Here is a 24,071-nt window from a genome sequence, read left to right as displayed (position 1 = left end):
GGAAGCTTGAACGCGCGGCCCGCTCCGCCTAACCGCCGGATATGTCCGATGATCCGCGTTTCGGCCTTCGCCGCTCGGTAACGCTGCCGGGGCCGTTGCGCCTCGACGGCGGCGTGCTGTTCTCGCCGGTCGACATCGCCTACGAAACCTATGGCACGCTGAACGAGGACGCGAGCAACGCCATCCTCGTCTGCCACGCGCTGACCGGCGACCAGCACCTCGCTTCCGAACATCCCGTCACCGGCAAGCCCGGCTGGTGGGCGCGCATGGTTGGCCCAGGCAAGCCGATCGATACGGACCGCTGGTTCGTGATCTGCTCGAACGTGCTGGGCAGCTGCCTCGGCTCCTCGGGCCCGGCCACGATCAACCCCGCGACCGGCCAGCCCTGGGGGATGCAGTTCCCGGTCATCACCATCCGCGACATGGTGCGGGCGCAGGCGATGCTGCTCGATCACCTAGGCATCGACCGGCTGTTCGCCGTGGTCGGCGGATCGATGGGCGGCATGCAGGCGCTTAGCTGGGCCGCGACCTTCCCCGAACGCGTCCGCGCCGCGGTGGTGATCGCATCGGCCGCGCGGCACTCAGCCCAGAATATTGCCTTCCACGAAGTCGGCCGCCAGGCGATCATGGCCGACCCCAAGTGGCGCGGCGGTGCCTATTACGAGGCGCAGGATCCTCCCGCTGCGGGCCTCGCCGTGGCGCGGATGGCGGCGCACATCACCTATCTGTCCGAGGCGGGCCTCACCGCCAAGTTCGGCCGCAAGCTCCAGGGTCGCGAGGCCAAAACCTTCGGCTTCGATGCCGATTTCCAGGTGGAGAGCTATCTGCGCCACCAGGGGCTGGCCTTCGTCGACCGGTTCGACGCCAACTCCTATCTCTACATCACCCGGGCGCTCGATTATTTCGACCTGGCCGAGGAGCATGGCGGGCTGCTCGCCAACGCCTTCCGCCAGTCGCAGGCACGGTTCTGCGTGGTGAGCTTCGATACCGACTGGCTCTACCCCACGGCGGAATCGCGCAGCATCGCCCATGCCCTCAACGCCGCCGGCGCGCCCGCCAGCTTTGTCGAACTCAGCTCGCCCTTCGGCCACGACGCCTTCCTGCTGGAGAGCCCGGAGCTGGACCGCGTGATCGGCGGCTTCCTTGCGGCGGGAGAACGCGCATGAGCCTCCGCCCCGACCTCGCGATCATCGCCTCCCATGTGAATCGCGGCGCACGCATCCTCGACGTCGGCTGCGGCGACGGCGCGCTGATGGCGGCGCTGCGCGACGATCGCGGCTGCGACGCGCGCGGGCTGGAGCTGGAGCCGACCAATGTCGCCGCCGCGGTGGGTCGCGGCCTATCGGTGATCCAGGGCGACGCCGATACCGATCTGGCCGACTATCCCGACGACAGCTTCGACTATGCCATTCTCAGCCAGACGCTGCAGACCACGCGGCGGCCCGACTGGGTGCTCGAGCAATTGCTGCGGATCGGCCGCCACGCTTTCGTCTCCTTCCCCAATTTCGCCCATTGGCGGGTGCGCGCCTCGCTGCTGTTCGGCGGCCGCATGCCGGTCACGCGGCTGCTGCCGATCGCCTGGTATGCGACGCCCAACATCCACCATGTCACCATCGACGATTTCCGCGCGCTGGTGAAGGAACGCGGCATCGCCATCGAGGGCGCCTGGTTCCTCTCGGGCGACCAGCAGACCGGTTCGGGGCTCGCCAATCTCCTGGCGGAACACGCCGTCTTCCTGTTGAGGCACGATCGATGACCGAGGTTACCCTGCTCGCCACCCACGTGGCGTACCGCGACGATATCGGCGACCTCGTCACCCGCCGACCGGTGCCGGGTCCGGGGCTGGAGCAGATCGGCGCCTTCCTGTTCCTCAACCATCACGGGCCCCAGACCTACCGCCCGAACAATGCCGGCCTGCCCTTCGGCCCGCACCCGCATCGCGGCTTCGAGACGGTGACCTTCATCCTCGAAGGCTCGCTCGCCCATACCGACTCGGCTGGGCATGAAAGCATCATCCGTGCCGGCGGCGTGCAGTGGATGACCGCGGGGCGCGGCATCGTCCATGCCGAGGTCTCGCCCGCCGAGTTCAAACGTGACGGCGGGCCGATGGAGATCCTCCAGCTCTGGGTCAACCTGCCGAGCCGGCTCAAGATGGCCGCGCCGCGTTATGTCGGGCTGCAGGCGGAGGCGTTTACGGGTGTGGCGGCGGGCGATGGCGCGACGGTGCACCTCGTCTCGGGCGATTTCGGCGGCCGCACCGGCCCGATCGAGTCGCTGACCGGCGTGTTCCTGTGCTGGGCCGAACTGGCGGCAGGCGCGACGCTGACCTTCGACGGCCTGAAGGACCGCGACCTGTTCCTCTACGCGGTGCGCGGGAGCGTGAAGGTCGGCGATCGCACGCTGCCCAACTGGCACCTCGCCAACCTCTCGGCAGGCGACACGCTGACGCTCACCGCCGACGAACCCGCGCTGATCCTGTTCGGCCATGCTGCGCCGATCCCCGAGCCGGTGGTCGCCCACGGCCCGTTCGTGATGAACAGCGTGCAGGAAATCCACCAGGCCTATGCCGATTATCAGCGCGGTACGTTCGGCGTGGCGGAAATCGTGGCGGGCTGAGTCCGCCCTACCCTCTTAGCCGTCATTCCGGCGAACGCCGGAATCCATCGGGGGTCGCCGTTACAGCGGGAGCGACGACCGAACGGCGTCTGGATCCCGACTTTCGTCGGGATGACAGAGAAAAGAGGCCGCCCCTGCTTCTCGCAGCGGACGGCCCCTGCGCTATCAATGCGCCGCCTGCTCGCCGCGGACGATGCCGCTCTTGCCGAGCTGGTCGTCGATCTGCGCCATCAGGCGGTCGAGGCCGGCCTGGTCCTTCGCCTCGGCACGCGCGACGAGCACGTCCTGGGTGTTGGACGCGCGCAGCAGCCACCAGCCGTCATCGGTGTTGACCCGCGCGCCGTCGGTACGGTCGACCTGCGCGCCGTCGGCCTCGAGCCGGTCGAGCACTTCCTCGACGACCGGGAACTTGCGGCTCTCATCGACCTGGAAGCGCATCTCCGGCGTGTTGACCATCGCCGGCATCTCGTCCTTGATCTGGGTGAGCGACTTGCCGATCACGTGTACCGCCTGGATCAGGCGGATCGCGGCGTACTGAGCGTCGTCGAAGCCGTAATAGTCCTGCGCGAAGAAGATGTGGCCGCTCATCTCGCCCGCGAGCGGGGCGCCGGTTTCCTTCATCTTGGTCTTGATCAGGCTGTGGCCGGTCTTCCACATCACCGGCTTGCCGCCGAGCTCCGCAATGCGGTCGTAGAGCGCCTGGCTGGCCTTGACGTCGGCGATGATCGTCGCGCCCGGATCGATGCGCAGCACCGGCTCGGCGAGGATGGCGAGCAGCTGGTCGCCCCATACCACCCGGCCCTGGCCGTCGATCGCGCCCAGGCGATCGCCGTCACCGTCGAAAGCAAGACCGAAATCGAGGTTCTTCTCGGCGACGAGCTTCTTCAGATCGGCGAGATTCTTCTCTTCGGTAGGATCGGGGTGATGGTTGGGGAAATTACCGTCCACGTCGGTGAACAGCGTATGGTGTTCACCCGGCAGCAGCTTGACGAGCTTCTCGATCACCGGGCCGGCAGCGCCGTTGCCCGCGTCCCAGCCGATCTTGTACGAACCGCCGGCATAGCCCGCGATCAGGCGGCTGACATAGAGGTCCTCGATGTCGGCATCGGTCACCGTCTCGGTGCCGTCACCCTCGTCCCAGTCGCCTTCCGCCGCCATCTTGCCCAGCGTCTGGATGTCCTGGCCGAAGAACGAGCGGTGCTGGAACACCATCTTGAAGCCATTGTAGTTGCCGGGATTGTGGCTGCCGGTAATCTGGATGCCGCCATCCACCTCCAGCGTTGCCTCGGCATAATATAGCATCGGCGTCGGCCCCATGCCGGTGCGCACCACGTCGCAGCCCGAGGCGGTCAGGCCCTCGATCAGCGCGGCCTCGAGCATCGGCGAGGAGATGCGGCCGTCGCGGCCCACCGCCACCCGGCGGCCGCCGGCGCGGCGCAGCAGCGTCGCGAAACCGCGGCCGATCGCCCGAGCGTCGTCCGGACCCAGCGTCTTCCCCACGATTCCGCGGATGTCGTATTCGCGCAGCGACGTAGGATCGAAACGGTGCGTCATGTAAGCCCTCCCGAAGGTAAAGATGCGCGCCTCTTCCGCGACTCGAAACGAAGTTTCAAGGCGCGCGAGACACAGAAAGATTAATATTTTGCACTGCAACATCGTCGCAGGCAAATGTTACGTGAAGAGGACGGACCTCAGCCGCGCAGCAACGTATCGCGGGCCAGATTGATCCGTCGGGTGAGCTCGGCCGAGCCCCCCTTGTCGGGATGCAGCGCCGAAACGAGCCTGCGGTGCGCCGCGCGGATCTCGTCGGGACCCGCCGCGGCATCGACGCCGAGGATCGCGCGCGCCTCGCTCTCGCCCAGCCTGGGCGGCGGCGCTGCAGGCGCCTTCTTCTTCGGCTGCAGCCAGCGCCACAGGATGTAGAGCAAAGCCGCCGCGATGAGGAGCTTCGCCATCAGGCGAACAGCGGCGCGTTAACGTCGGGAAGGGCCAGACCGGCCATCATCTCGCGCAACTCCTGCCGCGCCGCGACATGGCTGAGCCCCATCTCGCCGAACTCGCGCGAATCGAGCATCGTCAGCCCCTGGGGAAACAGCTCGCGATAGATCACGCGCTCGGAGAGCCCCGAGATCACCCGGAAGCCGACGCGCTTGGAGAGCTGGTCGATCGCCTCGGACACGCGCTTCATGTTGCGCGCCTCGATGTGCTGCATGCGGTTGCGCAGCACCACCCAGTCGATCGTCTCGCCGTCCGCCTTGGCGCGGCGCTTGCGCGATTCCCAGATCATCTCCGAATAGAAGCTGGGCCGCGTCACCCGGAAGCTGTCCGGATCGACCTGTCCGATCAGGTCGAAATCGACGAAGCTGTCGTTCATCGGGGTGACCAGCGTGTCGGCATTGGTCACCGAGATGCGGGCGAACTTGTCGTCGCGGCCGGGGGTGTCGATGACCAGGAAGTCGGCGCCTTCGCCGAGTCGATCGAGCGTATCGGTGAAGAAGTCCATGCTCTCGCCGTCATGCGTCTCATAGACCGGCATCGGCAGCTCGCGGCCCATCCGGCGCATCGTCGCGCGGCGATTGTCGAGGTAGCGGCCCATCGTCCGCTGGCGGTGATCCAAATCGAAACAGGCGACACGCGCGCCCTTTGCCGCCAGCGCGATCGCCGCGTGCACCGCGGTGGTCGACTTGCCCGTGCCGCCCTTTTCATTGGCAAAAACCAGCACATGCAGTCGTTTAGCGGGCTGATTCAACGCAGCTATTCCTTCACTTGATCGGGCGGCCTCCCCCCCATAGAAGGCCCCGCTTCCGTTCATATCGAAAGTGCCCAAGCGTGCAAACCGTTCGCCAGATCGACGATCTTCGCCAGGCGCTGGACGCCTTCCGCAGCGAAGGCGCCCGGCTGGCCTTCGTGCCCACCATGGGCGCGCTGCATGACGGGCATATGGCGCTCGTCGAAGCCGCCAAGCGCGCCGGCGGCCGCGTGATCGTATCGATCTTCGTCAATCCGATCCAGTTCGGACCAAACGAGGACTTGGCAAAGTATCCGCGGCGTGAACAGGCCGATTCGCGGCTGCTCGCCAATGCCGGGGTCGACCTGCTGTGGATGCCGACGCCCGAGATCATGTACCCGGAGGGCTTTGCCACCAGCGTCCACGTCTCGGGTGTGAGTGAGCCGCTCGACGGCGCGCACCGCCCGGGCCATTTCGACGGCGTGGCGACAGTGGTGTCCAAGCTGTTCCACCAGGTGCAGCCGCATGCCGCGCTGTTCGGCGAGAAGGACTGGCAGCAGCTCCAGGTGATTCGCCGCATGGTCGCAGACCTCGACATGCCCATCGAGATCCAGGGCGTGCCGACCCAGCGCGAGGATGACGGCCTCGCCCTCTCTTCGCGCAACGCCTATCTGATGCCCGAGGATCGCGCCCGCGCGGTGGCGCTGCCGCGCGCGCTCGGCGCCGCCGCCAAGACGATCGGCGAAGGCGGCGACCGGGCGGCGGCGCTCGCCCAGGCGCAGGACGCGCTGGCCGCCGCCGGGTTCGAGGTCGATTATGTCGCGCTGGTCGATGCCGAGTCGCTCGCCGCGCCGATCGAGGGCCGGCCGATGCGGCTGCTCGCCGCCGCCCGGATCGGCGGCACCCGGCTGATCGACAACATCCCCGTACTATGAACTAATACGGTTAAGCCGTTTAACCTTTTATTGTCCTTACCCCCCCAAATTCGGAGTCAACAAGGGCACCGAATCTGGGGCGGACCGACGATGGCGAATAGTGAAAAGAGTGCGCGTTTTCTGATCGAGAGCCGGCTGCGCGATGCTGCGCGCGGCAGTGCCGATGCCTGTTTCGATCTTGGCATTGTCTATTCGAGCGGCGCCGAGGGCGTGACGATCGACTTGGTCGAGGCGCACAAATGGTTCAACATCGCCGCGATGACCGGCAGCGTCGAGGCCCAGGCTTGCCGCGCCGACATCGCCGAGGACATGACCGCGCGCGAGATCATCGAAGCGCAGAAGGCCGCCCGCGCCTGGCTGCGGGGCCTGGAAAGCCGCGCCGCCTGATACGGCTCACTGGGCCTTCTGGCCCCAGTTGATTGACACGCGGGTGCGGCCGAGATGGCTTTCCACCACCACGCGCAGGCTGCGTTCGCTTTCTTCCCCGGCTTCATAGCTGAAGCCCGTCTCGCGACGATATTTGAGGCCCGAGGCATTGGCCTGGGCGCGCGACCAGCCGAGCACTTGCTTTTCCGGCGCATCGGTCTCGTAGACCAGATTGCCGCTGACATGCCGCCCGGGCAGCCCGTCCGGCGCCGCGGTGCAGCTGAGAATCGTCGCATTGGCATAGACCGGCACGAAGTCGGGCTTGTTGCTGCAATCGATCGCCGCCGAGACGTTCGCCGGCACCCCCGCGGCCGCGGCGGACGCGACATTCTGCGCCACCGGATCATCGGTTGTCTGCTCGCCGCCCCGGCCGCAGCTCGCAAGCAGCGCGAAGGCCCCGAGCAACGTTGCGCGCGCGATGATATGACGACGATGCATCCTGGCCCCTTTTCCGCCCCGTCGACCTCGCGTCGGCGCTAGCCGCTAGGAACGGCCCGGCGCGCGCTTTGCTCCCGCCCCTTGGTGCGGCCGATCGGCGCTGCTAGCGATGTCCCCGGGTCGCAAAGGCCCGCCTTGGGGATTGCCGCACACATGGTTCGATTGTCGTCCGCCGGGCTGGCGCTGGCCGGTGCCGTGCTCGCACTGCTCTTCTGCGGCGGGCTGCTGGTCTACGGTGCCGGGCGCGGCATCGATCTGACGGACGAGATCTTCTACCTCGTCTGGGCGCGCGATCCCGAAGCCTATGCGCTGCTCTACCAGCCCTTCGGCTATCTGCTCCACCCGCTCTATGCGCTGTGCGGCGGCGATGTCGCGCGCTACCGGCTGGTGGGGTTCGCGATCACCGCGGCGGCAGGCGCGCTCCTCGGGCGGCAGCTGGCGCCCGAAGGGACGCGGCACCGGACCTTCGCGACCTTCGGTGCGGCGGCGGCGCTGGTCATCTACTTCCCGTGGATCGTCACCCCCAGCTACAATTCCGCCGCCAATGTAGGCGCGATGCTGGTGCTGGCAGGGGCGGCGGCGCTTTTGCGCGGCGAAGGTCTTCCTGTACGCGTGACCGCAAGCCTGGCGATTGCCTGCGGGCTCTGCGCCGCCGCCTTTGCCAAGCCGCCGCTATTCGCATTGGGCAGCGTGCTGGTCGTCGCGCTGGCCGCATGGTCGTTCCGGCGGAACCGTGGGCGGAGCATAGCGCTGCTCGGCGCAATGGCGCTGGCCGTACCGCTGATCGCGCTGTTCCTGCCGCTACCCCGCATCCCGGGCCTGCTCGCACGGATCGCGGCGAGCCAGCACATCCTCGCGCTGCCCAACACCCCGCTGCACCTGCCGATCAAGGTACTCGGCGACTGGGCGGCGGTGCCGCCGCTGCTGTCCGCGTCGGCGCTGGCGGCGATCGGCGCACTGGCACTGCGGCGCGCGCGCTGGGGCAAATGGCTCGGCTACGCCGCCATCGCGTTTGGCCTGCTCTATCTGGCCTCGACGATTCCCGACACGCTCGACGGCGGCATCCCCGAATTCCCCGGACTCGCGCTGGTGCTGATCGCGACCGGCTATGCGGCGCTGGTCGCCCGCCGCGACGCACTGCTGCTGGCGCTGCTCCTGATCGCCCCATTCGCGGTGGCGCTGGGCACCTTCAACAACCAATGGGCCCAGCTGGATTTCAGCATGGTCTTCCCGCTGCTCGCGGTGTTCCGGCTGGCCAGCGAGGACGCCGTCCGCTGGCGGCAGGCGGCGGCCTATGCGGTGGGCATCGCCGCCGCACCGCTGCTGCTGCTCGCTGCGACCCAATCGCCGTACAGTCTGTCGGACTCGCTGTTCGCCCAGCAGATCCCGGTGCGCCACCCGCTCACCGGCAGTCCCCTGTTGGTCGATACCGAAACCGCAGACTTCCTGAACGGTGCGCATGGACGAGCGCAGGGTGCGCTGCTGGTCGATCTCTCGGGAACGGGACCGGGCGTCGCCGCCGCGCTGGGCGCAAAGGCGCCGGTGCTGCTCTGGCTCAATCCGGCGACTGCGACCTGGCCCGATGTCGTGTGGGACCGCCTGAGCGAAGCGGATCGGGAACGCGCCTGGTTCGTGGTGCCGGTGCTGCCGCTGTTCGCGCCTTCGGGACCGGCGCGCTGGCTGGCCGCGCATCGCGGCGGCTATTGCGCGATCCCGCTGCCGCGCATGATGTTCTGGTGGGAAGAGCGGGCGCTCGAACTCTGGCGGCCCTGCGCCGCGCCCGCACGGGGCGCAGGCCGCTAGGTCGGTCGATCAGAACGGCACGTCGTCGTCCAGATCGTCCGGGAAGCCGCCACCGAAGCCGCCGCCGCTGTTGCTGGCACCGCCGCTGCGCTGGCCGCCGCCGTTGAAGTTGCCGCCGCCACGACCCGCCGGAGCACCGCCGCCGAAGCCGCCGCCACCGCCGCCGCCGAACGAATCGTCCGAGCCCCAATCGTCGCCGCCACCGCCGCTGCTACGGCCGGCACCCTGGCCGCCGCCGGGGCCGTCGAGCAGGACCATCTGCGCGTTGAAGCCCTGCAGCACGATCTCGGTAGAATAGCGGTCGGCGCCGCTCTGGTCCTGCCACTTGCGGGTCTGCAGCTGGCCTTCGAGATAGACCTTGCTGCCCTTGCGCAGATAGCGCTCGGCGACATTGGCGAGACCTTCGGAGAAGATCTTCACCGTGTGCCACTCGGTCTTTTCCTTGCGCTCGCCGCTGTTGCGATCCTTCCAGCTCTCCGAGGTGGCGATGCGCAGCTCGACCACCTTGCCGCCATTCTGGAACGCCCGGCTCTCGGGGTCGCGCCCCAGATTGCCGACGAGGATCACCTTGTTGACGCTGCCCGCCATGCCGCAAAAACTCCGATATACGATGGTGCGCCCGCGCGAAGGGGCGCTAGAAAGACTCTGCTATGGCCGACATCCTTAACCTGAACAAAGCGAGAAAAGCGAGAGCGAAAGCGACGGCCAAGGCCGAAGCCGAGGCCAACCGCGCCCGCTTCGGCCGCACCAAGGCGGAAAACGCGCGCGATGCGATCGAGGCCGAGCGCAAGGTCCGCACGCTCGACCAGGCGCGGCGCGAAACGCCCGAAGATCCGGCCTGACCCGGCACGGGCGCCACCGCCAACCCCTACCCGGGGTTGGGAGGAACATGGTGAACGAATCGTATACGCACGCGGCGAACGCGCCTCCGGCGCGGTTGGGGGCGCAGGGTTCCCCGTCGCGTAGAGGAGTAGTTCGTGGTGTCATCCTGGTCGAAGCGCCTTGCCTTGCTGGCGGCAGGCCTGTCCCTGCAGGCGGTGTCCGCCGCCCCCGCCCTGGCCGCGAGCGCCCCGCGGTTCACCAGCACCGTCGAATTCGGCGACAGCCTGGTCGATGCCGGCAACTATTACATCACCAGCGGCGGCACCTATCCCGATGCCGCGGGCGGCTTCTTCGAGGGGCGCAACACCAACGGCTATGACTATACCGACCTGCTGAGCCAGCAGATCACCGGCACGGCGACCGTCGCGTCGCTGGCGGGCGGCACCAACTATGCCTTTGGCGGTGCGCGCGTGCTCGGCGGCGGCTATCCCGATTTCGCCGCGCAGATCGCCCAGTATCAGCAGCACCTCGCCGCGACCGGCGGCAAGCTGGACAGCCATACGCTCGTCTCGATCACCTTCGGCGACAACGACGTCGGTGCGATCGACAATGGCGATCTCGGCGGCTTCGCACGCGCGAGGAAGCGCTGCAAGCGATCGCCGGCAGCTATGCCGCGGGCATCCAGACGCTGGCGGACATGGGGGCGCGCAACATCCTGTTCACCGGCTTCCTCTATCTCGACACCAAGACCTCCTACGAGTTGCAGAACCTGCTGACCGCCGATCTTGCCAAGCTGGCGCTGCCCGAGGGCACGCATCTCTACAGCTACAACATTCTCGACTTCTTCCAGCAGGCCGCCGCCGATCCGACCAAGCTGGGCCTGCCCGCCGGGCTCGACACGGTGACGCCGTGCCGCGCAGCGGGCGCGCAGCCGGATTGCTCGCACTATCTGTTCTTCGACGGCGACCATCCCACCGCTGCCGCGCACCAGGCGATCCTCAACGATATCGAGCACAAGTTCGGGCTGCTGGGCACCGCCCCCAGCGCGGTGCCCGAGCCTTCGGTCTGGGGTCTGCTGCTTGCCGGCTTCACGCTGCTCGGCTGGCGGATGCGCCACCGGCAGGCGGGCGTGCGCGCGCCCGCGCTGGCGACGAACTGAGGCGGTTCCCGCTGTCAAAGCGGAACGCATCGTGTACAACGGCGGCAGACCGATGCTGCCGCCGCTTCCCTACCCCGCCCTCCACGCCAGCCATTCGGGCGTGTGGCTCGCCACGCCCGAGGGCACGCGCGGGCTGAGCCGCGGCGAGGCGATCCGCATTGCCGCCGATACGCCGGTGCTGCTGCTCAACGCGCCGCTCGTCGGGCAGCGGCTTGGGCACCCCGAGCTGAGCGGGCTCGACCTGCTCGAGCTGTTCGCCTTTCTCCGCCCCGCCCGCTTCATGGTGCCGACCCCCAAGGGCCTCGCGCGCGCCTGCGGGCTGGAGCCGCCCAGGGACGACGCCCATGTCGCCGCCTTCCTCCGCGACGCCGCCGCAAACCTGCTCGCGCTTGCCGAGGGCGACTGGCCAGAGCGCGAGGGCGCCTGGCATGGGCTGCAATCGCTGGGCCGCCTGCGCTGGCCGTGGAGCGCCGCGCTCGGCCAGCGCATCGCCAAGCCCGAGCGCGCCGAGCGCTGGCTCTTCTCCAAGCTGCCCGAATGGGAGGAAGGCGCCCCCCGCCCCGCCCCGCGCACGATCACGCTCGACCCCACGGAGGTCGCCGAGCGGCTCGCCCGCCTGACCGGCGCCACCGCCGAGCGCCGCCAGGGCCAGCGCGACTATGCCGAGGCGGCCGCCCAGGCCTTTGCCCCGCGCAGCGTGCCCGACACCCCCAATCTGGTGCTGGCGGAAGCCGGCACGGGGATCGGCAAGACGCTCGGCTATCTGGCTCCTGCCTCGCTCTGGGCAGAGCAGTCGGGCGGGCCGGTGTGGGTCTCCACCTTCACCAAAGCGCTCCAGCGCCAGCTCGGCAACGAAGGCGAGCGGCTGTTCCCCGATGCCGAGCAGCGCCGCGCACGGATCGTCACCCGCAAGGGCCGCGAGAATTACGTCTGCCTGCTCAACCTGGAGGACGCGCTGCAGGGCGGGTTTGCGGGACGTGCGGCAATCCTCGCCCAGTTGGTCGCGCGCTGGGCCGCCTACACCGCCGACGGCGACATGATCGGCGGCGACCTGCCCGGCTGGCTCCCTACCCTGTTCCGCCGCAACGGCTCCACCGCGCTCACCGATCGGCGCGGCGAGTGCATCTATGCCGGCTGCCCGCACTATCGGAAATGCTTCATTGAGCGCGCCGCCCGCGCCAGCGCCGATGCCGACATCGTCATCGCCAACCATGCGCTGGTGATGGTCAACGCCGCACGGGGCCGCGAGAACCAGACGCGCCCGACCCGCTATGTGTTCGACGAGGGCCATCACCTGTTCGACGCGGCCGATGCGATGTTCTCGGTCGCGCTCACCGGGCAGGAGTCGATCGAGCTGCGCCGCTGGCTGACCGGGCCCGAATCCGGTTCGCGCGGACGCCGGCGGGGCTTGGCCGCCCGCCTTTCGGACGTTGCCAGCTATGACGATGCGGGCGGCCGCGCCATTGCCGAAGCCGTCGATGCCGCCCGCGCGCTCCCGAGCGACGGCTGGCTCCAGCGGCTGAACGAAGGCGAGCCGTTCGGGCCGATCGAGGCGCTGCTCGCCGCCGTGCGCGGCCTGGTCTATGCCCGCGATACCAATGGCTCTGCGGACGCGGGCTATGGGCTCGAAACCGAACTCACCGAACCCGATGCCGCGCTGGTCGAGGCCGCCAGCGCCGCCACCGCCGCGCTCGACGCGCTCCTCCGCCCGATGGTGGTGCTCGGCCGCCGGCTCGAAGCGGTGCTGGCCGAGGCGCCCGACTGGATGGACGGGCCCGCCCGCGCCCGCATCGAAGGCGCGATCGCCTCGCTCGGCTGGCGGGTGGATACGGTCGGCGCCTGGCTGGCGCTGATCGCGCGGATCGGCGGCCCGGCCGATCCCGAATTCGTCGACTGGCTGGCGGTCGACCGCGTCGAGGGCCGCGAGTTCGATATCGGCCTCCACCGCCACTGGCTCGACCCCGCCAAGCCGCTCGCCAAGACGGTGCTGGAGCCCGCGCACGGCGTGCTCGTCACCTCGGCGACGCTGCGCGCCGGCGGCGACTGGGACGTGGCCGAAGCGCGCTCGGGCAGCGTCCACCTCCTCCGCCCCGCCCAGCGTTTCGAGGCGAAGAGCCCGTTCGACTATCCCAACCAGGCCGAGGTGCTGATCGTCACCGACGTGAAGCGCGGCGACATGCCCGCGCTCGCCAATGCCTATGCCCGGCTGATCGCCGCGGCGGGGGGCGGCACGCTGGGGCTGTTCACCGCGATTCGCCGGCTGCGCGCGGTCCATGCCCGCATCGCCGACCGGCTGGCACGTGACGGGCTGCCGCTGCTCGCCCAGCATGTCGATCCGATCGATACCGGCACGCTAGTCGACATCTTCCGCGACGATCCACGCGCCTCGCTGATCGGCACCGACGCGCTTCGGGACGGCGTCGACGTGCCCGGCGATTCGCTGCGGCTGGTGGTGATGGAAGGCGTGCCCTGGCCCAAGCCCAGCGTGCTCCACGCCGCCCGGCGGCTGGCCGGGGGCGGATCGGCCTATGACGATCGCATCGTCCGCGCCCGGCTCGCCCAGGCGTTCGGCCGGCTGATCCGGCGGGCGGACGATCGCGGCGCCTTCGTGCTGCTCTCCGCCGCCACCCCGTCGCGACTGCTCGACGCCTTTCCGCCCGGCACGCGGATCACCCGCACGACGCTGGATGCGGCGGTCGAGCGGGTTCGGCTTTCCTTGGGGCCCACGTTGCGGCATGAGGCAGGCGAAGCCGCCAGCGTCCAACTCGGGGAAGCATGAAGACCCTTCTCGTCCTCCGCCACGCCAAGTCCGGTTGGGACGATCCGGTCGCCCGCGATTTCGACCGGCCGCTCAATCTCAAGGGCCAGCGCGCCGCGGTGGCGATGGGCCGCTATCTACGCGAACAGGGGCTGCGCTTCGACCATGCCATCGCCTCGCCGGCGGTGCGGGTGGAGGAAACGCTGGCGCAGGTATCGAACGGCTATGGCGAGACGATCGCGCCGGCTTGGGACAAGAGGCTCTACCTCGCCTCGCTCGGCACGCTGCTCGATGCGATCGAGGCGCTGCCCGATGCCGCCAATGTGGTGCTGCTTTCCGGGCACAACCCCGGGCTGGAGGAACTGGTGCTCGATCGCGTGTCCGCGTCGGGCCCGCTGCGCGACGAAGTCGAGCAGAAATACCCCACCGCAACGCTTGCCGAACTGCGCTTCGATATCGCGCATTGGGCCGAGGCGTCCCGCGCAGACGCCGAACTCGTCCGGTTCGTGCGTCCGCGCGATCTCGATCCCAGCCTCGGGCCCGATGCCTGAGGCCTAGCGGTCTTCTTCCAAGGCGTCGGACAGCGAGTCCCGGATCGCCTGCAGCTCGGCGGCCTTGCTTCGGCCGCGCGCCGCTTTCTCTTCCGCCAGCAGCTTCTGCACGCCGCGGATAGTGTAGCCCTCCTCGCTGAGGAGTTGGTGGATGCGGCGCACGAGCGCCACGTCGTCTGGTCGATAATACCGGCGGTTGCCCGCACGGGTGAGTGGCTTCAGCTGGGGAAACCGGGTTTCCCAATAGCGCAAGATATGCTGCGGCCTGCCGATTTCAGCGGCGAGCTCACCTATGGTCCGCAACGCACCGGCGGCCTTCTCGGACGCCGGCATCGCGGGCCTCAGCGGGCTGAGACGATGCGGTCGCGCATCATCTGGCTGGCGCGGAAGGTAAGCACGCGGCGCGGTGCGATCGGCACCTCGACCCCGGTCTTGGGGTTGCGGCCGACCCGCTCGCCCTTGTCGCGCAGCACGAAGCTGCCGAAGCCCGAGATCTTCACGTTCTCGCCCTTCGCCAGCGATTCGCACATGTGCTTCAGGATCTGCTCGACGATCCGCGAGGCGTCGGCGCGCGACAGCCCCACTTCGCGATGCAGCGACTCAGCCAAGTCTGCCCTGGTCAGCGTTCCCGCAGCGTTCATTCCAGCAATTCCTTTCGTGTACTGGGGTACCCGTATCAGATTGTTACGCGCTATCAAGAATGATCTTGAAGCGGCAGTAACGCCTCAGACATATTCTGGAAAAACACGTAACTCGTCCAAAATGGGGATACCGGCCTGTAACGCCTAGAAGCGGACGACGGCTGCACCCCAGGTGAACCCACCGCCCATTGCTTCCAAAACGAGTAAGTCGCCGCGCTGAATGCGGCCGTCCCGCACCGCGGTGTCGAGCGCGAGAGGCACCGACGCAGCCGAGGTGTTGGCGTGGCGATCGACGGTGACGATCACCTTTTCGGGCGCAAGGTCGAGCTTGCGCGCGGTGGCGTCGAGGATGCGGGCATTGGCCTGATGCGGCACCACCCAGTCGACGTCGCCGGGCTGGAGGCCGGCCATCGCGAGCGATTCGTTCATAACGGAGGCAAGGTTGACGACGGCGTGGCGAAACACCTCGCGCCCCTTCATCCGCAGCTTGCCGACGGTGCCGGTGGTCGACACGCCGCCATCGACATAGAGCAGGTCGTTATAGCGGCCATCGGCATGGAGTTTCGTGGAGAGGATGCCCTGCGGCGCCTCGCCCTCGGTGTCCTGCGCCTCGAGCACGATCGCGCCGGCGCCGTCGCCGAACAGCACGCAGGTGGTGCGGTCTTCCCAGTCGAGCAGGCGGCTGAAGGTCTCGGCGCCGATCACCAGCGCGCGGCGATGGACGCCCGCGCGGAGCATCGAATCGGCAACCTGCACCGCATAGAGGAAGCCCGAACACACCGCTGCCACGTCGAAGGCGACGCAATCGAGGATGCCGAGCGCGTTCTGCACGCGCGTCGCGGTGGCGGGGAAGGTCTGGTCCGGCGTGGCGGTGGCGAGCACGATCAGGTCGATCGACGATGCCTCGATGCCTGCCGACTCCAGCGCGGCACGCGACGCATCTGCGGCCAGGGTGCCGGTGGTTTCATCAGGACCTGCGATGTGGCGGAAGCGGATGCCGGTCCGCTCTACGATCCATTCGTCGCTGGTATCGACGCGCTCCGCCAGCTCCGCGTTGGAGACACGCTGCGCCGGCAGGGCCGAACCCGTACCGAGAATCACCGAACGTACGGTCATGCGACCCCTTCTTATCCCGTCTTCCTACGCGGCCTTGGCCTCGAAGTTCCCCAGATCCTCGGCAATGCGCCGGGTCAGTTCGTCGCGCACCATCTTGGCGGCAAAGCCGATCGCGGTATCCACGCCGACTTCGTTCGCGCCGCCATGGCTCTTCACGACGATGCCGTTGAGCCCGAGGAAAACGGCACCATTATGATTGTTCGGGTCGAGATGGTGGCGCAGCAGCTCGGTGGCCGGCTTCGAGATCAGGAAGCCGAGCTTCGAGCGGAGCGAGGAACTGAACGCGCGGCGCAGCAGATCCGCGACAAAGCGCGCGGTGCCCTCGGCGGTCTTGAGTGCGATGTTGCCCGAGAAACCGTCGCAGACGATCACGTCGACATCGCCGCGCGACAGCCGGTTGCCTTCGATGAAGCCAGTGAAGTCGAGCGGCAGATGCTTGGCCGCACGCAGCTGGGCGGCAGCATCGCGGATGCTGTCGGTGCCCTTCATCTCTTCGGTGCCGATGTTGAGCAGCGCCACGCGCGGGCGATCGAGATCGAGCGCCGTGCGCGCATAGGCAGCACCCATTACCGCGAACTGGACGAGGTTGCGCTCGTCCACTTCGGTGTTGGCGCCGAGATCCAGCATCACCGTGTCGTTCGCGCCGAGCGACGGCAGCAGCGCGGCGAGCGCCGGCCGGTCGATCCCCGCCATGGTGCGGAGCGACAGCTTGGCCATCGCCATCAGCGCGCCAGTATTGCCCGAGGACACGGCCGCACCGGCACGCCCCTGCTTCACCAGATCGATGGCAATGCCCATCGAGGTGGTCTTGGCACGGCGAATCGCCTGGCTCGGCTTGGCATCGGACGCAACGATTTCGGCCGCGTGGACGACCTCCGACGCGGCTGCCAGATTCGGATGCGCCTTCAGGCCGTCTCGAATGCGCGACTCGTCGCCGACGAGAAGGAACTCCATCCCCTCGAAGCGGCGACGTGCACGTGCGGCGCCGGCGAGCATGACGGCGACCCCCTCATCGCCGCCCATTGCATCGACGGCGATCCGCGAGGGAACAGTCATACCGGCAACCCCCCGTTGCGGCCCTCGTTGCTAAACGTCGTTCAGCCCTCGACCGAAACGATTTCGCGGCCATTATAGTGGCCGCAAGCGTTGCACAGGTTGTGCGGACGCTTGAGTTCGCCGCAGTTCGGGCACTCCTGGAACGATTCGACGGTCAGCGAATCGTGCGAACGACGCATGCCGCGCTTCGAGGGCGAGGTCTTTCTCTTAGGAACGGCCATTTCGGCACCTTCAACAAGCTAAATGAATCAATAAGTCGCGATAGGCCCACAGGGTAATTCAGGCAAGCGACGGCTAGGCCGGCCGCTCGCCGGACCAGCGGACAGGTCACGAAGCGAGCCCGCGCGTATAGCGATTCTCGTCCGCGTTGCAAGCAGAAGCCGCACGTGGCAGGGGTTCGCGCCTTGGTTTTAGGGGGACGCGCATGTTTTTTCTGCCGGTTACACTCACCAGCGCGGGCGCTGCGGCGCTGCTCAACCTGTGGCTGGCGATTCGCGTCATCCAGCTGCGCTATGCGGACAAGGTGCTGACCGGCGACGGCGGCAGCCCCCGACTCCTCGCGCGTATGCGCGCGCAGATGAATTTCGTCGAATACACGCCCTTCATCCTGATCCTGATCGGCCTGATCGAACTGGCCCAGGGCACGCGACTCTATCTGTGGGTGATCGCCGCGGTGTATCTGATCGGCCGCGTGCTGCACGGCTTCGGCATGGACGGCTGGCAGCCGGGCCGCGCGATCGGCGCGCTGACCACCTTCCTCACCCTCGCCGGGCTCGGCCTTTATGCCGCGTGGCTCGGCTATACGGGTTCGAACCCGCTGCATTGAATCGTCAGGCGCGCGCCAGCACCGAATCGGCGACGAACGGGTTGGTGCGCCGCTCCTGGCCGAAATTGCTCGGCTGGCCATGGCCGGGGACGAACACGGTGTCGTCCCCCAGCGGCCACAACCGGGTGGTGATCGCGTCGATCAGGTCCTGATGGTTGCCCAAGGGAAAGTCGGTGCGCCCGATCGATCCCTGGAACAGCACGTCGCCGACGATCGCCAGCTGCGAGTCGGGATGGTGGAACACCACATGCCCCGGCGTGTGCCCTGGGCAGTGATAGACGTCGAGCACCAGTTCACCCACCGTCACCTGATCGCCCTGCTCCAGCCAGCGATTCGGCTCGAACGGCTTGCCCGGCACGCCATAGGCGCGGCCGTCATCCTCCAGCCGCGCGATCCAGTAGCGATCCGCCTCCTGCGGCCCCTCGATCGGCACGCCCAGTTCCTCGGCAAAGATCCCGGCCGAACCGCAATGGTCGATATGGCCATGGGTGATCAGCAGCTTTTCGATGGTGACGCCGTGCTGGGTCGCCGCCGCGCGCAGCCGGTCGAGATCGCCGCCCGGATCGACGAACGCGCCGCGCATCGTCTTGGTGCACCAGAGCAGCGTGCAATTCTGCTGGAGCGGGGTGACGGGCACGATCGCCGCGCGGAGCGGCGGCTGGGCGGCGTTGGGATCGGAAGCCATGCGCCCTCGCTACCCCGTGGGCGCGCGTGCGGCAACCAAGGCTTGCCCTTCGCAGTGCGGCTCTGCATTTCAGCGGGCTGATGGTTTTGCGTCCCCCCTTCGTCCTGCTCGACGACGCGCGCGCCGATGGCGAGGCGCGACTCTATGTCGATCCCGTCGAGATCGTCGTCGCGCACCGGCTGGACGAAATAGCGCCTGCGCTGGACCGCCTGCGCGCGGCGGCGTCCGAGGGTTTGGATGCCGTCGGATGGCTCGCCTATGAAGCCGGAGCCGCGCTCGAACCCGCCGCGCCCGCGCGCGACATGGAAGGTCCGCTGCTCTGGTTCGGCCTGTTCCGCTGCCACCAGCGGCTACCCGCCGACGCGGTCCCAGCGCTGCTCCCCGATCCCGACGGCGCCTGGGCCGGACGCCCCCGCCCGCAGCTCGACCGCGCCGCCTATGATACGGCCCTCGCGCGCGTGCTCTCTTATATAGAAGCCGGCGACATCTATCAGGCCAACCTCACCTTCCGCGCCGAGGTGCCCATCGCTGGCCACCCGGCGGCGCTCTACGCGCTGCTCCGCGCCCGCGCCGCCGCAGGCCATGGCGCGCTGGTCGCGACGGGGGAGCAATGGCTGCTCAGCCTCTCGCCCGAGCTCTTCTTCACGCTGGAGGACGGCACCCTCACCGCCCGCCCGATGAAGGGCACCGCGCCGCGCGACGTCGATCCCGCGATCGACGCCGCCCTCGCCCAAGAGCTCGCGACCGATCCCAAGCAGCGCGCCGAAAACCTGATGATCGTCGACCTGATGCGCAACGACCTCGGCCGCGTGGCACAGCCGGGCAGCGTCACGGTGCCGCAGCTCTTCCACGTCGAGACCTATCCCACCGTCCATCAGATGACCTCGACGGTCACCGCGCGCCTGAACGAAAGCCTCGGAGCCGTCGACCCTCTCGCCGCGTTGTTCCCCTGCGGATCGGTGACCGGCGCGCCGAAGATTCGTGCAATGCAAGTAATCGCCGAAGTCGAACCCAGCGCGCGTGGCGTCTATACCGGTTCGATAGGGAGGATCGATGCCGATGGTGGGGCCGAATTCAACGTCGCGATCCGGACCTTGGCCATCGACGCGACCGGCCGCGCCAGCCTGGGCCTCGGCTCGGGGGTCGTCGCCGACTCCTATGCTGATAGCGAATGGGCGGAGTGCCTGGCCAAGGGGGCGTTCGTGACCAAGGACGAACCGGACTTCGACCTGATCGAGACGATGCGCTTCGATCCCGAGGACGGCATCCTCCTGCTCGAACGCCATCTCGAGCGAATCCGCGACAGCGCCGCGACCTTCGGCTTCCCGTTCGACCGCCACGTCGTCCGCAACGAGCTCCAGGCCGCCACCTTCCGCCTGCGCGATGCCGCCAAGGTGCGGCTGCTGCTCGGCCCCTCGGGCGCGGTGGCAATCGGCATCTCGCCGCCCCCGGCCCCGCCGGCCGGGCCGGTAAAGGTCCGGATCGTACCCCATTCGGTGCCGCGCGACGATTTTCGCCTCGCCCACAAGACCACGCGCCGGAAGCTCTACGATGAACCCCGCCGCGCCGCCGGCACGTGGGAAGTGGTGTTCACCGATGCCGAGGGCTATCTGACCGAGGGCAGCTTCACCGCGCTGTTCGTCGAGCGCGACGGCGTGCTGGTGACTCCGCCGCGCTCACGCGGCCTGCTACCCGGCGTGCTCCGTGCCGAGCTGCTCGCCAGCGGTCGCGCGGTGGAAGGCGACCTCCGCCCGGAGGACCTGACTGGCGGCTTCCTGCTCGGCAACGCGCTGCGGGGACTGGTTGCAGCCGTTACAGTTGCGGAAGGCGCCGAAGCGGACCTATAGGCGCGCATCTTCCCCGGAAAAGGCGTCTAGACTCATGCAGACCTCCGCCGCGCTCCAGCGCATCCAGCCCTCCGCCACGCTCGCCATGACCAGCCGCGTGTTCGAGCTGAAGCGTGCCGGCGTCGACGTGATCGGCCTGGGGGCCGGCGAGCCCGATTTCGACACGCCCGAATTCGTCAAGGAAGCCGCGATCCAGGCGATCCGCGACGGCAAAACCAAGTACACCAATGTCGACGGCACGCCCGAGTTGAAGGACGCCGTGATCGCAAAGTTCAAGCGCGACAACGGCTTGGACTACGCGCCCCAGCAGATCACGATCAACGTCGGCGGCAAGCACACGCTGTTCAACGCGATCGTGGCGACGGTGGAAGCCGGCGACGAAGTGATCGTCCCTGCGCCATATTGGGTCAGCTATCCTGACGTAATTCAGTTTGCGGGCGGCACGCCGGTGTTCATCGCCGCCGGTGCGGACCAGGGCTACAAGATCACCCCCGCCCAGCTCGAGGCCGCGATCACGCCCAAGACCAAGTGGGTGATCCTCAACTCGCCGTCCAACCCCACCGGCGCCGCCTATTCGGCCGCCGAGCTCAAGGCGCTGGGCGAGGTGATCGAGCGCCACCCGCATGTCTGGGTGTTCGCCGACGACATGTACGAGCACATCCTGTACGACGGCTTCGAATTCGCCACGATCGCGCAGGTCTGCCCGTCGCTCTACGACCGCACGCTGACGGTGAATGGCTGCTCCAAGGCCTATGCGATGACCGGCTGGCGCATCGGCTTCGCCGGCGGCCCGGCGCCGCTGATCAAGGCGATCGCCAAGCTCCAGTCGCAGTCGACCTCGAACCCGTGCTCGATCGCCCAGGCGGCCGCCGTCGCGGCGCTGACCGGCGACCAGAGCTTCCTCAAGGATCGCGCCGCCGCCTTCCAGACGCGCCGCGACCTCGTCGTCTCGATGCTCAACGAGATCGACGGCATGAACTGCCCCACGCCCGAGGGCGCCTTCTACGTCTACCCGGAATTCAGCGCGTTGATCGGCAAGACCACGCCCAAGGGCAAGGTGATCGCCACCGACGAGGACATGATCGGCTATTTCCTCGACGACGCCCGCGTGGCGGCGGTGCACGGCGCTGCGTTCGGCCTGTCGCCGGCGATGCGGATCAGCTATGCGACCTCCGAGGCGCTGCTTCGCGAAGCCTGCACCCGTATCCAGACGGCTTGCGCCGACCTGCGCTGAGGGACCTGTAACGCGGGAGCTTCCGCGTCCTTATATGAGGGTAGCATGACCCGAAGCACGTTGAAGCTCCCGCTTTCGCTCGCTGCCCTCGCCGGCGGCGCCTTCCTGCTGATCGCGGCCGGAGGCTTGCGCATCGAGAAGGTGACCGCCGTTGCGGTGCCGGCACCCGCCGTGGACGTGTCCAAGGCCAAGAAGCCGCAGACCGCGGTGTTCGCGGGCGGCTGCTTCTGGGGCATGGAAGCGGTGTTCCAGTCGGTGAAGGGCGTGCAGTCGGTCACCAATGGCTATGCCGGCGGCGCGGCGGGCACCGCGACCTACGACCAGGTCAAGAACGAGAATACCGGCCACGCCGAGGCGGTGAAGGTGGTCTATGATCCCACCCGCGTCAGCTATGGCACGCTGCTCCGGGTGTTCTTCTCGGTCGCGCACGACCCTACCCAGAAGGGCGGCCAGGGCCCCGATCGCGGCCCCAGCTATCGCAGCGCCATCTTCCCCCAGACCGCCGAGCAGCGCCGCGTCGCCGGGGCGTATATCGCCCAGCTGACCCAGGCCAAGGCGTTCGCCAAGCCGATCACCACCAAGCTGGAGACGGGCAGCTTCTACCCGGCCGAGGAATACCACCAGGACTTCTTCTGGAAGCACCCGACGCACCCGTACATCATGCGCTGGGACCAGCCCAAGGTCGCCGCGTTCCGCTCGACCTATCCGCAGCTGGCGCACTGATCGCTTCTTCCCCCTCCCGAACGCGGGAGGGGAACGTAGCGCTTAAAAATCGATCGCGATGCCCTTCAGCTCCCAGTCGCCATAGCGGACGGGATCCTTGTCCAGCGGGTCCTGTTCGGGCCGCTGCATCGGTTCGGGCTTGGGCACCGGCGGGCTCTTCGAGAGATAGGCCGGGGGCTGCACATGATCGGGTCGCTTGCCCATCGGGATTGCCTTCCTTGGTTGCCCGGCCCATGTCGGCCGCCAAAGGAGCATGGTCAAGTGAACGGTTGGGTAGCGCAGGCACGAGCAGACAATATGATGGGAGTGCGCTGACCATGGCCCGCCCGACCACCCGCCGCCCCGCCGGTGCCGAGCCCGACGCCCCCGGCGTCCCCGCCCGCCGCGCCGCGCTCAAGCTGCTCGACGCCGTCCTCCGCCGCGGCCTCGCGCTCGAACAGGCGCTCGACTCCGCCGCGCAGGGCCTGGCGCCGAATGACCGCGGCCTCGCCCATGCCATCGCCGCCGAGGCGCTGCGCCGGCTGCCCGATCTAGACGCGCTGATCGATTCCGCCACCCGCCAGCGCCTGCCCGACGACGCCAAGGCCCGCTTCGCGCTGCGCATTGCGCTGGTCCAGGCGATCGCCCTGGGCACCCCCGGCCATGCCGCGATCTCGACGGTGCTGCCGCTGGTCGATGGCGGCCCGCGCAAGCTGGTCCACGGCGTGTTCGGCACGCTGATGCGCGGCGACGCCACGCTGCCCGACGTGCCGATGCTCCCCGATCCGGTGGCGCTGCGCTGGCAGGCGCAATGGGGCGACGCGGTGGTGCAGGCCGCCTGCGAAGCGATCGCCACGCCGCCGCCGCTTGATCTCAGCCTGAAGACCGACGGGGTGACGGTGGAAGACGCGACCAGCCTCGCCCCGCGCCACGCCCGGCTCGAACCCGGCACCAGCGTGCCCGACCTCCCCGGTTTCGCCGAGGGCGACTGGTGGGTGCAGGACCTCGCCGCCTCGGTCCCCGCCCGGCTGATCGGTGCGGGCACCGGCACCGTGCTGGACCTGTGCGCCGCCCCGGGCGGCAAGACGCTCCAGCTCGCCGCCGCCGGTTGGCAGGTGACCGCGGTCGACGTCGCCGAAAACCGCCTCGCTCGCCTGCGCGAAAATCTGGAACGCACCGGCTTGTCGGCACAGATCGTAACCGCCGACCTGCTGACCTGGAACCCCGCCGAGCCCGCAGACGCCGTGCTGCTCGACGCGCCGTGCAGCGCCACCGGCATCTTCCGCCGCCATCCGGACGTGCTCCACCGCGTCCGCCCGTCGCTGATCGCCGAGATGGCCGAGCTCCAGGCCAAGCTGCTCGATCGCGCCGCCGGCTGGGTGAAGCCGGGCGGCACTTTGGTCATCGCCACCTGCTCGCTGGAGCCGAAGGAAGGCGAGGCACACCTCGCCCCCTTCCTCGCCGCGCATCCCGAGTTCGCGCTGGTGCCGGCGACCGCCGACGAGCTTCCCGCCGGCATTGCGCCGCGTGAGGACGGTTCGGTGCGCGTTTTGCCCGGCATGCTGGCCGATCAGGGCGGGCTGGACGGCTTCTTCATCGCCCGGTTTCGCCGCCGCTGATCGCACGTTCAGGGCCCTTCGTCCCGCCTGCGCAGCAAGCTGTGGATAAGCCTGTGGAGAATCCGTGCGTAACCGGTGGGCACCCGCCCCCTCCGGTTGCGCCCGACTC

Annotated in this window: 28 protein-coding genes; 16 read left to right on the top strand and 12 right to left on the bottom strand. The window is 68.4% G+C overall.

What is annotated here, in order from left to right; genetic code table 11:
• The first annotated feature begins 41 nt into the window (after positions 1–41).
• From metX to ABIC35_RS14545, 3 genes are read left to right on the top strand one after another with little or no spacing between them, the layout of a single operon-like run.
• Positions 42–1,166, top strand: coding sequence for a homoserine O-acetyltransferase MetX (gene metX, locus ABIC35_RS14555; protein ID WP_121072942.1), 1,125 nt, complete (start codon positions 42–44; stop codon positions 1,164–1,166).
• Positions 1,163–1,756 (top strand): methionine biosynthesis protein MetW, encoded by a 594-nt coding sequence (gene metW, locus ABIC35_RS14550; RefSeq protein ID WP_121072940.1) that lies wholly within the window; start codon positions 1,163–1,165, stop codon positions 1,754–1,756. The genes metX and metW overlap by 4 nt, the downstream gene beginning before the upstream one ends.
• The gene (locus ABIC35_RS14545) at positions 1,753–2,616 is read left to right on the top strand and encodes a pirin family protein (protein WP_121072938.1); all 864 of its coding nucleotides are present in this window, start codon (positions 1,753–1,755) and stop codon (positions 2,614–2,616) included. The genes metW and ABIC35_RS14545 overlap by 4 nt, the downstream gene beginning before the upstream one ends.
• Positions 2,617–2,781: 165 nt before the next feature.
• Here the strand turns inward: ABIC35_RS14545 and pgmG are convergent, their stop codons facing one another.
• The 3 genes from pgmG to ABIC35_RS14530 form a co-directional block, all read right to left on the bottom strand.
• Positions 2,782–4,170, bottom strand: coding sequence for a phosphoglucomutase/phosphomannomutase PgmG (gene pgmG, locus ABIC35_RS14540; protein WP_121072936.1), 1,389 nt, complete (start codon positions 4,168–4,170; stop codon positions 2,782–2,784).
• Between the two features lie 137 nt (positions 4,171–4,307).
• Complete coding sequence (locus ABIC35_RS14535) at positions 4,308–4,571, bottom strand: J domain-containing protein (RefSeq protein ID WP_121072934.1); 264 nt, start codon at positions 4,569–4,571, stop codon at positions 4,308–4,310.
• Positions 4,571–5,365, bottom strand: a complete 795-nt coding sequence (locus tag ABIC35_RS14530) for a division plane positioning ATPase MipZ (protein WP_121072932.1) — start codon at positions 5,363–5,365, stop codon at positions 4,571–4,573. Before ABIC35_RS14530 ends, ABIC35_RS14535 begins: the two co-directional genes overlap by 1 nt.
• A gap of 80 nt (positions 5,366–5,445) precedes the next feature.
• Between ABIC35_RS14530 and panC the strand changes: the two genes are divergently transcribed.
• The gene (panC, locus tag ABIC35_RS14525; RefSeq protein WP_121072930.1) at positions 5,446–6,279 is read left to right on the top strand and encodes a pantoate--beta-alanine ligase; all 834 of its coding nucleotides are present in this window, start codon (positions 5,446–5,448) and stop codon (positions 6,277–6,279) included.
• A 90-nt stretch (positions 6,280–6,369) separates the two neighbouring features.
• Positions 6,370–6,666: a sel1 repeat family protein gene (locus ABIC35_RS14520; protein WP_121072928.1), complete on the top strand. Its 297-nt coding sequence runs from the start codon at positions 6,370–6,372 to the stop codon at positions 6,664–6,666.
• Between the two features lie 6 nt (positions 6,667–6,672).
• Here ABIC35_RS14520 and ABIC35_RS14515 read toward each other — a convergent pair whose 3' ends face one another.
• Positions 6,673–7,143, bottom strand: coding sequence for a hypothetical protein (locus ABIC35_RS14515; protein ID WP_121072926.1), 471 nt, complete (start codon positions 7,141–7,143; stop codon positions 6,673–6,675).
• Between the two features lie 153 nt (positions 7,144–7,296).
• Here ABIC35_RS14515 and ABIC35_RS14510 point away from each other — a divergent pair, with 153 nt between their 5' ends.
• Positions 7,297–8,946 (top strand): hypothetical protein, encoded by a 1,650-nt coding sequence (locus tag ABIC35_RS14510; protein ID WP_147425814.1) that lies wholly within the window; start codon positions 7,297–7,299, stop codon positions 8,944–8,946.
• A 9-nt stretch (positions 8,947–8,955) separates the two neighbouring features.
• On the opposite strand, the gene ssb is transcribed toward ABIC35_RS14510, so the two are convergent.
• The gene (gene ssb / locus ABIC35_RS14505; RefSeq protein ID WP_121072922.1) at positions 8,956–9,534 is read right to left on the bottom strand and encodes a single-stranded DNA-binding protein; all 579 of its coding nucleotides are present in this window, start codon (positions 9,532–9,534) and stop codon (positions 8,956–8,958) included.
• A 62-nt stretch (positions 9,535–9,596) separates the two neighbouring features.
• Between ssb and ABIC35_RS14500 the strand changes: the two genes are divergently transcribed.
• From ABIC35_RS14500 to ABIC35_RS14480, 5 genes are all read left to right on the top strand, one after another.
• Entirely contained in the window at positions 9,597–9,788 is a 192-nt protein-coding gene (locus ABIC35_RS14500) for a DUF4169 family protein (RefSeq protein ID WP_121072920.1), read from the top strand.
• A gap of 135 nt (positions 9,789–9,923) precedes the next feature.
• On the top strand, positions 9,924–10,544 hold the full coding sequence (locus ABIC35_RS14495) for an SGNH/GDSL hydrolase family protein (protein ID WP_183049278.1): 621 nt from the start codon (positions 9,924–9,926) through the stop codon (positions 10,542–10,544).
• The gene (locus ABIC35_RS14490; RefSeq protein WP_121072916.1) at positions 10,466–10,927 is read left to right on the top strand and encodes a PEP-CTERM sorting domain-containing protein; all 462 of its coding nucleotides are present in this window, start codon (positions 10,466–10,468) and stop codon (positions 10,925–10,927) included. Before ABIC35_RS14495 ends, ABIC35_RS14490 begins: the two co-directional genes overlap by 79 nt.
• Positions 10,928–10,979: 52 nt before the next feature.
• Complete coding sequence (locus ABIC35_RS14485) at positions 10,980–13,706, top strand: ATP-dependent DNA helicase (protein ID WP_121072914.1); 2,727 nt, start codon at positions 10,980–10,982, stop codon at positions 13,704–13,706.
• On the top strand, positions 13,703–14,236 hold the full coding sequence (locus tag ABIC35_RS14480) for a SixA phosphatase family protein (RefSeq protein ID WP_121072912.1): 534 nt from the start codon (positions 13,703–13,705) through the stop codon (positions 14,234–14,236). Before ABIC35_RS14485 ends, ABIC35_RS14480 begins: the two co-directional genes overlap by 4 nt.
• A 3-nt stretch (positions 14,237–14,239) precedes the next feature.
• On the opposite strand, the gene ABIC35_RS14475 is transcribed toward ABIC35_RS14480, so the two are convergent.
• From ABIC35_RS14475 to rpmF, 5 genes are all read right to left on the bottom strand, one after another.
• A complete protein-coding gene (locus tag ABIC35_RS14475; protein WP_121072910.1) occupies positions 14,240–14,569 on the bottom strand; it encodes a MerR family transcriptional regulator in 330 nt (109 codons plus the stop codon).
• 8 nt (positions 14,570–14,577) lie between these two features.
• Positions 14,578–14,886 (bottom strand): integration host factor subunit alpha, encoded by a 309-nt coding sequence (locus tag ABIC35_RS14470; protein ID WP_313536955.1) that lies wholly within the window; start codon positions 14,884–14,886, stop codon positions 14,578–14,580.
• A gap of 135 nt (positions 14,887–15,021) precedes the next feature.
• Positions 15,022–15,993 carry a beta-ketoacyl-ACP synthase III gene (locus tag ABIC35_RS14465; RefSeq protein WP_121072906.1) on the bottom strand — a complete coding sequence of 324 codons (972 nt, stop codon included), beginning with the start codon at positions 15,991–15,993 and terminating at the stop codon, positions 15,022–15,024.
• 24 nt (positions 15,994–16,017) lie between these two features.
• Complete coding sequence (plsX, locus tag ABIC35_RS14460) at positions 16,018–17,049, bottom strand: phosphate acyltransferase PlsX (RefSeq protein WP_121072904.1); 1,032 nt, start codon at positions 17,047–17,049, stop codon at positions 16,018–16,020.
• A 41-nt stretch (positions 17,050–17,090) separates the two neighbouring features.
• Positions 17,091–17,270, bottom strand: a complete 180-nt coding sequence (rpmF, locus tag ABIC35_RS14455) for a 50S ribosomal protein L32 (RefSeq protein ID WP_064310610.1) — start codon at positions 17,268–17,270, stop codon at positions 17,091–17,093.
• Between the two features lie 203 nt (positions 17,271–17,473).
• Between rpmF and ABIC35_RS14450 the strand changes: the two genes are divergently transcribed.
• Complete coding sequence (locus ABIC35_RS14450; protein ID WP_121072902.1) at positions 17,474–17,875, top strand: MAPEG family protein; 402 nt, start codon at positions 17,474–17,476, stop codon at positions 17,873–17,875.
• A 4-nt stretch (positions 17,876–17,879) separates the two neighbouring features.
• Here ABIC35_RS14450 and ABIC35_RS14445 read toward each other — a convergent pair whose 3' ends face one another.
• Positions 17,880–18,560 carry an MBL fold metallo-hydrolase gene (locus ABIC35_RS14445; RefSeq protein WP_121072900.1) on the bottom strand — a complete coding sequence of 227 codons (681 nt, stop codon included), beginning with the start codon at positions 18,558–18,560 and terminating at the stop codon, positions 17,880–17,882.
• An 80-nt stretch (positions 18,561–18,640) separates the two neighbouring features.
• Here ABIC35_RS14445 and pabB point away from each other — a divergent pair, with 80 nt between their 5' ends.
• From pabB to msrA, 3 genes are read left to right on the top strand one after another with little or no spacing between them, the layout of a single operon-like run.
• Positions 18,641–20,407, top strand: coding sequence for an aminodeoxychorismate synthase component I (gene pabB, locus ABIC35_RS14440; RefSeq protein ID WP_183049277.1), 1,767 nt, complete (start codon positions 18,641–18,643; stop codon positions 20,405–20,407).
• 34 nt (positions 20,408–20,441) lie between these two features.
• Positions 20,442–21,641 carry a pyridoxal phosphate-dependent aminotransferase gene (locus ABIC35_RS14435; protein WP_121072898.1) on the top strand — a complete coding sequence of 400 codons (1,200 nt, stop codon included), beginning with the start codon at positions 20,442–20,444 and terminating at the stop codon, positions 21,639–21,641.
• Between the two features lie 45 nt (positions 21,642–21,686).
• On the top strand, positions 21,687–22,364 hold the full coding sequence (gene msrA, locus ABIC35_RS14430; protein ID WP_121072895.1) for a peptide-methionine (S)-S-oxide reductase MsrA: 678 nt from the start codon (positions 21,687–21,689) through the stop codon (positions 22,362–22,364).
• Between the two features lie 42 nt (positions 22,365–22,406).
• On the opposite strand, the gene ABIC35_RS14425 is transcribed toward msrA, so the two are convergent.
• Entirely contained in the window at positions 22,407–22,568 is a 162-nt protein-coding gene (locus ABIC35_RS14425; RefSeq protein ID WP_121072893.1) for a DUF1674 domain-containing protein, read from the bottom strand.
• Between the two features lie 113 nt (positions 22,569–22,681).
• Between ABIC35_RS14425 and ABIC35_RS14420 the strand changes: the two genes are divergently transcribed.
• Positions 22,682–23,962 carry an RsmB/NOP family class I SAM-dependent RNA methyltransferase gene (locus ABIC35_RS14420; protein ID WP_121072891.1) on the top strand — a complete coding sequence of 427 codons (1,281 nt, stop codon included), beginning with the start codon at positions 22,682–22,684 and terminating at the stop codon, positions 23,960–23,962.
• The last annotated feature ends 109 nt before the right edge of the window (positions 23,963–24,071 follow it).

Origin of the sequence: Sphingomonas trueperi (assembly GCF_040545965.1) — a bacterium.
Classification (GTDB): Bacteria; Pseudomonadota; Alphaproteobacteria; order Sphingomonadales; family Sphingomonadaceae; genus Sphingomonas; species Sphingomonas trueperi_C.
This window is presented reverse-complemented; position numbering and strand designations above follow the sequence as displayed.

Bases quoted from the DNA above. Each gene is read 5' to 3' on its own strand.
- metX (WP_121072942.1), top strand. From the start codon at position 42: ATGTCCGATGATCCGCGTTTCGGCCTTCGCCGCTCGGTAACGCTGCCG.
- rpmF (WP_064310610.1), bottom strand. From the start codon at position 17,270: ATGGCCGTTCCTAAGAGAAAGACCTCGCCCTCGAAGCGCGGCATGCGT.
- ABIC35_RS14520 (WP_121072928.1), top strand. From the start codon at position 6,370: ATGGCGAATAGTGAAAAGAGTGCGCGTTTTCTGATCGAGAGCCGGCTG.
- ABIC35_RS14475 (WP_121072910.1), bottom strand. From the start codon at position 14,569: ATGCCGGCGTCCGAGAAGGCCGCCGGTGCGTTGCGGACCATAGGTGAG.
- ABIC35_RS14510 (WP_147425814.1), top strand. From the start codon at position 7,297: ATGGTTCGATTGTCGTCCGCCGGGCTGGCGCTGGCCGGTGCCGTGCTC.
- ABIC35_RS14535 (WP_121072934.1), bottom strand. From the start codon at position 4,571: ATGGCGAAGCTCCTCATCGCGGCGGCTTTGCTCTACATCCTGTGGCGC.
- ABIC35_RS14485 (WP_121072914.1), top strand. From the start codon at position 10,980: ATGCTGCCGCCGCTTCCCTACCCCGCCCTCCACGCCAGCCATTCGGGC.
- ssb (WP_121072922.1), bottom strand. From the start codon at position 9,534: ATGGCGGGCAGCGTCAACAAGGTGATCCTCGTCGGCAATCTGGGGCGC.
- pgmG (WP_121072936.1), bottom strand. From the start codon at position 4,170: ATGACGCACCGTTTCGATCCTACGTCGCTGCGCGAATACGACATCCGC.
- ABIC35_RS14445 (WP_121072900.1), bottom strand. From the start codon at position 18,560: ATGGCTTCCGATCCCAACGCCGCCCAGCCGCCGCTCCGCGCGGCGATC.
- pabB (WP_183049277.1), top strand. From the start codon at position 18,641: ATGGTTTTGCGTCCCCCCTTCGTCCTGCTCGACGACGCGCGCGCCGAT.
- metW (WP_121072940.1), top strand. From the start codon at position 1,163: ATGAGCCTCCGCCCCGACCTCGCGATCATCGCCTCCCATGTGAATCGC.
- ABIC35_RS14435 (WP_121072898.1), top strand. From the start codon at position 20,442: ATGCAGACCTCCGCCGCGCTCCAGCGCATCCAGCCCTCCGCCACGCTC.
- ABIC35_RS14465 (WP_121072906.1), bottom strand. From the start codon at position 15,993: ATGACCGTACGTTCGGTGATTCTCGGTACGGGTTCGGCCCTGCCGGCG.
- ABIC35_RS14490 (WP_121072916.1), top strand. From the start codon at position 10,466: ATGGGGGCGCGCAACATCCTGTTCACCGGCTTCCTCTATCTCGACACC.
- ABIC35_RS14480 (WP_121072912.1), top strand. From the start codon at position 13,703: ATGAAGACCCTTCTCGTCCTCCGCCACGCCAAGTCCGGTTGGGACGAT.
- ABIC35_RS14515 (WP_121072926.1), bottom strand. From the start codon at position 7,143: ATGCATCGTCGTCATATCATCGCGCGCGCAACGTTGCTCGGGGCCTTC.
- msrA (WP_121072895.1), top strand. From the start codon at position 21,687: ATGACCCGAAGCACGTTGAAGCTCCCGCTTTCGCTCGCTGCCCTCGCC.
- ABIC35_RS14450 (WP_121072902.1), top strand. From the start codon at position 17,474: ATGTTTTTTCTGCCGGTTACACTCACCAGCGCGGGCGCTGCGGCGCTG.
- ABIC35_RS14420 (WP_121072891.1), top strand. From the start codon at position 22,682: ATGGCCCGCCCGACCACCCGCCGCCCCGCCGGTGCCGAGCCCGACGCC.
- ABIC35_RS14545 (WP_121072938.1), top strand. From the start codon at position 1,753: ATGACCGAGGTTACCCTGCTCGCCACCCACGTGGCGTACCGCGACGAT.
- plsX (WP_121072904.1), bottom strand. From the start codon at position 17,049: ATGACTGTTCCCTCGCGGATCGCCGTCGATGCAATGGGCGGCGATGAG.
- ABIC35_RS14500 (WP_121072920.1), top strand. From the start codon at position 9,597: ATGGCCGACATCCTTAACCTGAACAAAGCGAGAAAAGCGAGAGCGAAA.
- ABIC35_RS14425 (WP_121072893.1), bottom strand. From the start codon at position 22,568: ATGGGCAAGCGACCCGATCATGTGCAGCCCCCGGCCTATCTCTCGAAG.